This is a genomic window from Streptomyces sp. NPDC057654, assembly GCF_042800135.1.
In the GTDB taxonomy this organism is placed as follows: Bacteria; Actinomycetota; Actinomycetes; order Streptomycetales; family Streptomycetaceae; genus Streptomyces.
Window position 1 is genome coordinate 1 of sequence record NZ_JBHVHQ010000375.1, and the last position, 7,860, is coordinate 7,860.

The following is a 7,860-nucleotide window of genomic DNA, read 5'->3' on the forward strand; positions in this document are numbered from 1 at the left end:
CGTCCGGCGGTCGAGCGCGGCCCTCGGATACGGAGGCGGGGGCTACGGGCGGGGACTGCGAGGCGGGACTACAGCGCCTCGGCGCCCGGCTTGACCAGGCCCCGGACCGTACGCGCCTTCACGAAGTCGCCGATGGCGGTCATGTCCCACTCACCCGAGAACTGGCGGATCAGCTTGCACATCAGCACACCCGTCTTCGGCTCCGAGCCCGTCAGGTCGAAGCGCACCAGCTCCTCGCCGGACTGGGCGTCCAGCAGCCGGCAGTACGCCTTCGCGACCTCGCTGAACTTCTGGCCGCTGAAGGAGTTCACGGTGAAGACCAGCCCGGTCACCTCCTGCGGGAGGCCGCCCAGGTGCACGGTGATGGACTCGTCGTCGCCCGCGCCCTCGCCGGTGAGATTGTCGCCCGAGTGCTGGATCGCGCCGTTGAGGATCTGGAGCTTGCCGAAGTAACAGGCGTCGATCATCTTGCGGTCCGGGCCGTAGGCGATGACGGACGCGTCGAGGTCGATGTCCTTGCCGCGGAAGGCGGGCTCCCAGCCGAGGCCCATGCGCACCGAGGTCAGGAGCGGCCGGCCGCCCTTGACGAGCGACACGGTCTGGTTCTTCTGGAGGCTGACCTTCCCCTTGTCCAGGCTGACCTTGCCCGCGCCGGGCGCCGGAGCGGCGGGCGGCGCCGGGGGAGCGGGCGGCTGCACGGACTGCGGGGCCTGCATCGGGCTCGGGGCCGGTGCGGACGGCGGCGGGGGGAGCGGAGCCGCGGGGCCGGTGGGAGCGGGCGCGTGTCCGGGAGCGGGGGCCTGTACGGAGGCGGGCTCGGGCGTCGGCTCCTCCACGCTCACGCCGAAGTCCGTGGCGATTCCGGCCAGCCCGTTCGCGTACCCCTGACCGACCGCGCGGGCCTTCCAGGCGTCGCCCCGCCGGTACACCTCGACGACCACCAGCGCCGTCTCCGCGCCCAGCCGCGGCGGGGTGAACGTGGCGAGGGGGGAGCCGTCGTCGGCGTTGCGAAGCGTCGCCGTCGGCTCCGTGCCGGCGAAGGTCGCGCCCGCCGCGTCCAGGCTCGCGGTCACCACGACCTTCTCGATGCCGGGCGGCACGGCCGCGGTGTCCACCGTGATCGAGTCGCCCGCACCGCCGAATCCGGCGCGGTGCGTCACGCCCGGCCCGCTGGGCTGGTTATAGAAGACGAAGTCGTCGTCGGAGCGCACCTTGCCGTCGGCGGTGAGCAGCAGGCCCGACACGTCGAGCCGCACGGGAGCGGTGACGTCCACCGTCACGCGGGCGACGGAGAGAGGGATGTTCGAGCCGGGTGTCATAGCGGTCATGTCCCGGGTAACGAGCGGCCCCGCTTTGCAGTTCCATTACTTACCCGTACTGACGCGATCCTTTCGCGGCGGGCCTGCTGGGGCGCGCCTGTTGGGGCGGGAGGAGCCGACGGGTAGTCGCGGGACCGGCGGGTCAGTACGGCCAGATCGGCGGGTTGGTGCAGAAGTGGCCGCCGAGGTGGGCGTGGTCGGGGTTGTCGGGGTCGAGTTCGCCCTGCGCGGCGACGAGGGCGGGCGCGAAGGGCTCCCAGTCGTCCTGCGGCTCGTACCCGAGGGCGCGCGCCGTGGAGAGGTCCCACCACAGGCGGGTGTTGGCGGAACTGCCGTAGACCACGGTGTGCCCGACGCCGTCGGCGGTGAGGGCGGCGTGCAGCAGGCGCGCCCCGTCGGCCGGGCTCATCCAGACCGAGAGCATGCGCACCGACGTCGGCTCGGGGAAGCAGGAGCCGATGCGGATGGAGACGGTCTCGATGCCGTGCAGGTCCCGGTAGAGGGAGGCGAGGTCCTCGCCGAAGCCCTTGGAGAGGCCGTAGTACGTGTCCGGGCGGCGCTCGGTGTTCACGGGGATGAGCGCGCCGGGCGCGGCGGGGGTGGTCGCGGGGCGCGGGGTGAACCCCACGGCGTGGTTGCTGGAGGCGAACACGACGCGGCGCACGCCCTCTTCGCGGACGGCCTCGTAAAGGTTGTACGTGCCCTCGATGTTGGCGCGCAGAATCTTCTCGAACGGGGCCTCCAGCGAGATCCCCGCGAGATGGACGACCGCGTCCACGCCGCGTACGGCCTCCCGCAGCGCTTCCTTGTCGGCGAGGTCGGCGGTGATGGCGTCCGGCTCGCCCTCGATGGGCTGTACGTCGAAGAGCCGGAGCGCGTAGCCGTACGAGGGCAGCAGCTCGCGCATCAGGGTGCCCAGGCCGCCGGCGGCGCCGGTGAGCAGGACGGTGCGGGGAGCGGGCATGGGCGGATCTCCTCCGGGCAGGGCGGTCACATCACGTACAAGGCGGTCGCATGTGCGGACACCATTCAGATGTGTGGACACGCTAAGGAGCGGCGGTGACCTGGTCAAGACGCGGGTTCTTTTCGGCCGGGCGAAGTGTCCGTTTCCGCCGCCTGGGCGTAGCGGCGGGCCAACTGGGCGCATGCCTGCTTGAGTTCGGGCGGGCCCACGACCTCGATGTCGGCGTCGAATCTGCCGATGGCGGCGGCGAGGCCGGGCCAGGACCATGAGCCCAGGGTGAGCCGGCAGCGGTTCGGGCCGAGTTCCTCGACCAGCCCGTCATGGGTGAAGCGGTACACGTCGGCGGCGGGCAGGTCGAGGATCACCTCGCCGCGGCACGGCCAGTCGCCGACGCCGCCGGATCCGTCGGAGCCCCGGAACCTGCCCGCCACGAAGGCCGCCACGTCGCCCCCGGGCAGTTCGCGCGGCGTGAAGCGGGGCCCGCCCGGGGAGCGCGGGGTGATGCGGTCGGCGCGGAAGGTGCGCCAGTCCTCGCGGTCGAGGTCCCAGGCGACCAGATACCAGCGCCCGCCCCAGGTCACGAGGTGGTGGGGCTGCGCCCGGCGCGGGGGACCGGCGTCCGGGGCGGCCGTTCCCGGCGGGGCGGCCGGGGCGTAGTCGAAGCGCAGCACCTCGCGGGCGTGGACCGCCGCGCTGAGCGTCATGAGCACACCGCTGTCGACCTCCGGGTACGGCCGCGTCGGCGACTGCTGGACCGCGGTCACCTGGAGGGTGTCGATGCGGTGGCGCAGCCGCGCCGGCATGACCTGCCGGACCGTGGTCAGCGCACGCGCCGCCGACTCCTCGATGCCCGCGCCGGCGGTGGCGGCGATCTGGAGGGCGACGGCGAGGGCCACGGCCTGCTCGTCGTCGAACAGCAGCGGCGGCAGATCCGCCCCCGCGCCGAGCCGGTACCCGCCGTCCGGCCCCTTCATCGCCGCGATGGGATAGCCGAGCTCGCGCAGGCGGTCGACATCGCGGCGCACGGTGCGCGCGCTGATGTCCAGGCGCTCGGCCAGCAGCGCCGCCGGCCAGTCGCGGCGCGCCTGGAGGAGGGAGAGCAGGGACAGGAGTCGCGCTGACGTCTTCGGCATGGTTCCCATAGTGACCCAGTACGCGACGGAGAAGCGGCCACAACCTGTCCGCTACCCCTGCGATTCTGTTTTTGTCCGCACCACGAGAACGATCAGAGGGACCCGATCACTGTGACTGCCGCAACCACTTCCCACCCGGCTTCCGACGGCGAGCGGGCCGACCTGATCGAAGCGCTCGCGACCGCGCGCGGCGCGCTGACCGCCACGGTGCGCGGCCTCGGCGACGAGCAGGCCGGCGAGCGCCCGACGGCCGGCGCGCTGTCCCTGGGCGGGCTGATCAAGCACGTGGCGGTCATCGAGGAAGGGTGGCTGCGCTTCGTCGTCGAGGGCCCGTCCGCGCTCCGGTACGACCTTCCCGACGGCGTCACCTGGGCCGACCTGGGGGCCGGTACCGCACGCGAGGTCCCGCAGTGGGCCATCGACCACCAGAACAACCTCCAGATGCTGCCCGGCGAGACGCTGGCCGGGGTCCTGGAGCGCTACGAGCGCGTCGCCGCCAAGAGCGCGGAGGTCATCGCCTCCGTGCCCGACCTCTCGACCGCGTACCCGCTGCCGGAGGCTCCCTGGCACGAGCCGGGAGCGGTGCGCAGCGTGCGCCGGGTGCTGATGCACGTCATCGCGGAGACCGCCCAGCACGCCGGGCACGCCGACATCCTGCGCGAGACGCTGGACGGGACGACGGCGAGCTGACGGGGGCCTGCCGGCCGGGATGCCGCCGCCCTGCGCGCCACCGGACTCCGGCCGTCGGGCGGCCGGTCGGCCGCGGCCCGGCCCGGTGAGTGAGGGCCGGGCCCGCCCGGCCCGGCTGAGTTCGGTCCAGTCCAGCCCAGTCCAGCTCAGCCCGGCTCGTACGATCTCGGCTCGGCTCAATTCGTACGTGTTCGACTCGAAAGGAACGGCGCCGCCATGCAGCGACTCGCGCACCGCCCGACCCACCGCGATGTGATCCGATGACCACCGTCCTCGACACCCGCGCGCTCAACCGCGCCACCCTCGCCCGGCAGCTCCTGCTCGACCGCGCCGATGTACCGGCCCTCGAAGCCGTCGCGCACCTCGGCGGGATGCAGGCGCAGGAGCCGCAGGAGCCGTTCGCGGGGCTCTGGTCGCGGCTGCGCGCGTTCGACCCGGCGGAGCTCTCGGACCTGCTCGTCGGGCGGCGCGTGGTGCGCACGCACCTCATGCGCCGCACCGTTCACCTCGTCACCGCCGACGACGCCCTGGCCTGGCGGTCCCGCCACGACGCGATGCTGCGGCAGCGGGTGCTCGGCACGTACCGCCGCGAGCTCGAAGGCGTCGACCTCGACGAACTCGCCGCGGCGGGCCGGGCGGTGCTCGCCGACGGGGAGCCCCGCTCGATGTCGGAGCTGGCGCGGGCGGTCGCCGACCGCTGGCCGGATCCGGGCCCCCGGCCGCTGGGCGAGATGCTGGTCGCCGCCCTCATCCCCATGGTGCAGATGCCGCCGCGCGGGCTCTGGCGCGCGAAGGGCGGGGTGCGCAACATTCCGATCGCCTCGTGGCTCGGGCGCGAGGCCGACCCGCCCGCCGTGGACGGGGCCGACCCCGTGGGCCAGGCGCTCGTGCGGCGCTACCTGGCGGCGTTCGGCCCGGCAGCCTCGGCCGACCTGCGCGCCTGGTGCGGCCTCGCGGGGCTGCCGGCCGCGGTCGCCGCCGTACGGGAGGAACTGGTCGGTTTCCGCGACGAGCGGGGGCGGGAGCTGCTGGACCTGCCCGACGCGCCGCGCCCCGACGCCGATACCCCGGCCCCGGTGCGGTTCCTGCCCGCGTTCGACAACGCGGTCCTCGGGTTCCAGGACCGCGGCCGGATCATCGACGACGCCCACCGCGGCCTCTCGGTGACCGGCGCCCGCGTCGTCCTGGTCGACGGCCGGGTCTCGGCGACCTGGACCGCCAAGGCCGACACGGTCACGGTCACCCCGCTGCGCGACTTCTCCCGAGCCGAACGCGCCGCCGTCGCCGAGGAGGGGCAGGCCCTGGCGTCGTTCCTCTCGGACGGGGAGAGCGACCGGGTGGAGCTGACCGTCGCCGAGTCCGGCTGAGAGCCGGGGTCATCCCCCGGCCCGAGCCGGGCCAGGCCAGGCCGGGGGATGACACCGCCGTACGAGGCAGGGGGAGGGCAGGCCGTGCTGCCGTTTTACGCGGCCGGTCGGGCCGGTCGGAGCGAGTCGCTCGACTCCTCGGCCGACGAGCGGAATCCGGAACGGGCCCGGCCCGGCCGTGCGGACGAGGCGTTCGAAGCGGCGCAGCCGCAGCCGGATCCGCGTCCTCCGGCCGGGGCGGGCCATGCCGATCGTGCTCGCCGATCGTGCTCGCCGAGCCGTCCCGGCCGAGGCCGGCCCGGCGCGTCCGGACGTCGATATGGACGCCGAGGCTCTCGTCGTCGGGCGAGTTCATCCGTGCTGACCTCAGGGGATGGCCCATTCCGCCACCGGGCCGGACGGCGCGACGGCCGCGGGCCAGCCGCAGGCAAACGCGGCGCGGCGCCCGGCACTTGACCGGCTCCGCCGGACTGGCTTAGCGTAGCCGCGTTCAGAGATATGGACGCTAATCAGAAACGTGCACGTACACGCCAGGGAGAGCCCGTGACCTCTGCCGCACTCGCCGAGCGCCTCGACGGCCTGCTGTTCTTTCCCGTGACCGCGTACGGGCCCGACGGCGGGCTCGATCTCGACGCGTTCCGCGCGCATGTGCGCGCGGGCGTCGACGCGGGCGCGGCGGCGGTCTTCGCGTGCTGCGGCACCGGGGAGTTCCACGCGCTGACCGCGGAGGAGTTCCGCGCGTGCGTCGCCGCCGCCGTCGAGGAGACGGACGGCCGGGTGCCCGTCGTCGCCGGGGCCGGCTACGGGACCGCGCTCGCCAAGCAGTACGCCCGGCACGCGGAGGAGGCGGGCGCGGACGGTCTGCTCGCCATGCCGCCGTACCTCGTCGTGCCCGGCCAGGAAGGGCTGCTGCGGCACTACACCGAGCTCGCGGCGGCCACCTCCCTCGACGTCATCGTCTACCAGCGCGACAACGCGATCTTCACCCCCGAGACCGTCGTCGAACTCGCCCGCACCCCTGGCGTCATCGGGCTCAAGGACGGCCACGGCGACCTCGACCTGATGCAGCGCATCGTGACCGCGGTCCGTACCGCGCTCCCGCGCGAGGACTTCCTCTACTTCAACGGGCTGCCCACCGCCGAGCTCACCGGCCTCTCCTACCGCGCCATCGGCGTCCGCCTGTACTCCTCCGCCGCCTTCTGCTTCGCGCCCGAGATCGCCCTCGCCTTCCACCGGGCGTTCACCACGGGCGACGACGAGCTGGTCGCCAAGCTCCTCGACGGCTTCTACGTGCCGCTCGTCGAACTCCGCAACCAGGGGCGCGGATACGCGGTCTCGCTCGTCAAGGCGGGCGTCCGCCTCGGCGGCCTCGACGTCGGCGAGGTCCGGCCCCCGCTCACCGAACCGACCCCCGCGCACGTCAAGGAACTCGCCGAACTCATCGAGCGGGGACGTGCGTTGCTGGTGGGCGCGGCCCCGCAGGAAAGCGCGGCCTCGGAGTGATCACCTCCGCGTTCCTCTACCCCTGGGACGTCGTCGGGGACCCGGACGCCGCCCGCCGCGTCGCGGACCTCGGCGTCCGGCGCGTCACCCTCGCCTCCGCCTACCACTCCACCCGCGCCCTGACCCCCCGCCACCCCGCCCGCCGCATCGTCACCGCCCGCCACGCCGCCGTCCTCTACCCGCCGGACGCCGCCCGCTGGCGAGGGCGGGAGCTGCGCCCGTACGAGCAGTCGTGGGTGGCCGGGGCCGACCCGTTCGCCGAGGCCGCGGAGGCGCTGGCCGACGCGGGGCTCGACGTGCACACCTGGGTGGTGCTCGCGCACAACTCCCGCCTGGGCGAGGAGCATCCGCGCACCTCGGTGCGGAACGCGTACGGCGACCGCTACCCCTGGGCCCCCTGCATCGCCCGTCCCGAGGTCCGTGCGTACCTGGTCGACCTGGCAGCGGAGGCCGCCGCCCGCCCCGGCGCGAGCGGGACCGACCTGGAGTCCTGCGGCTGGTACGGCCTGGCGCACCTGCACGCCCACGACAAGATCGCCGGGGTGGGGCTGGACGGCGCGGGCCAGTACCTGATGTCGCTGTGCTTCTGCGACGCCTGCGCCGCGGGCTGCGCCGAGCACGGCGCGGACCCCGAGGAACTGCGCGCCGCGGTCGTACGGGCCCTGCGGCCGTACTGGTCCACAGGCGAGGCGACGGCGGGCTCGGCCGACCGGGCGGGCGAGTGGGCCGCCGTGCGCGAACTCCTCGGCCCGGACCTCGCCGAGGCCGTACGCGCCTGGCGCGACTCCACCGCGGCCGCCCTCCAGCGGGAGTGCGTGGCGGCCGTGCGCGCCGCGGCGGGAGCGGACCGCCCCGGCTTCCGCGTCATGCTCCACGCCGACCCG

General features: G+C 74.2%; 7 protein-coding genes. 4 read left to right on the forward strand and 3 right to left on the reverse strand.

The genetic code is table 11. The features are described from left to right. Nucleotides 1–68 precede the first annotated feature (68 nt). From ACFU99_RS24900 to ACFU99_RS24910, 3 genes are all read right to left on the reverse strand, one after another. Nucleotides 69–1,319 carry a TerD family protein gene (locus ACFU99_RS24900; RefSeq protein WP_384395528.1) on the reverse strand — a complete coding sequence of 417 codons (1,251 nt, stop codon included), beginning with the start codon at nt 1,317–1,319 and terminating at the stop codon, nt 69–71. A 142-nt stretch (nt 1,320–1,461) separates the two neighbouring features. Beyond that, nucleotides 1,462–2,283: an NAD-dependent epimerase/dehydratase family protein gene (locus ACFU99_RS24905; RefSeq protein WP_384395516.1), complete on the reverse strand. Its 822-nt coding sequence runs from the start codon at nt 2,281–2,283 to the stop codon at nt 1,462–1,464. Nucleotides 2,284–2,387: 104 nt separating this feature from the next. Next, nucleotides 2,388–3,416 carry a helix-turn-helix transcriptional regulator gene (locus ACFU99_RS24910; RefSeq protein WP_384395518.1) on the reverse strand — a complete coding sequence of 343 codons (1,029 nt, stop codon included), beginning with the start codon at nt 3,414–3,416 and terminating at the stop codon, nt 2,388–2,390. Nucleotides 3,417–3,527: 111 nt separating this feature from the next. On the opposite strand from ACFU99_RS24910, the gene ACFU99_RS24915 reads away from it, so the two are divergent. The 4 genes from ACFU99_RS24915 to ACFU99_RS24930 all read left to right on the forward strand — a co-directional run. Then, entirely contained in the window at nt 3,528–4,106 is a 579-nt protein-coding gene (locus tag ACFU99_RS24915) for a DinB family protein (protein ID WP_384395520.1), read from the forward strand. A 260-nt stretch (nt 4,107–4,366) separates the two neighbouring features. Beyond that, on the forward strand, nt 4,367–5,473 hold the full coding sequence (locus ACFU99_RS24920; RefSeq protein ID WP_384395522.1) for a winged helix DNA-binding domain-containing protein: 1,107 nt from the start codon (nt 4,367–4,369) through the stop codon (nt 5,471–5,473). 543 nt (nt 5,474–6,016) lie between these two features. After that, nucleotides 6,017–6,976 (forward strand): 5-dehydro-4-deoxyglucarate dehydratase, encoded by a 960-nt coding sequence (locus ACFU99_RS24925; protein ID WP_384395524.1) that lies wholly within the window; start codon nt 6,017–6,019, stop codon nt 6,974–6,976. Then, on the forward strand, nt 6,973–7,860 hold an 888-nt coding region (locus ACFU99_RS24930; RefSeq protein WP_384395526.1), incomplete at its 3' end, for a hypothetical protein. The genes ACFU99_RS24925 and ACFU99_RS24930, both read left to right, overlap by 4 nt.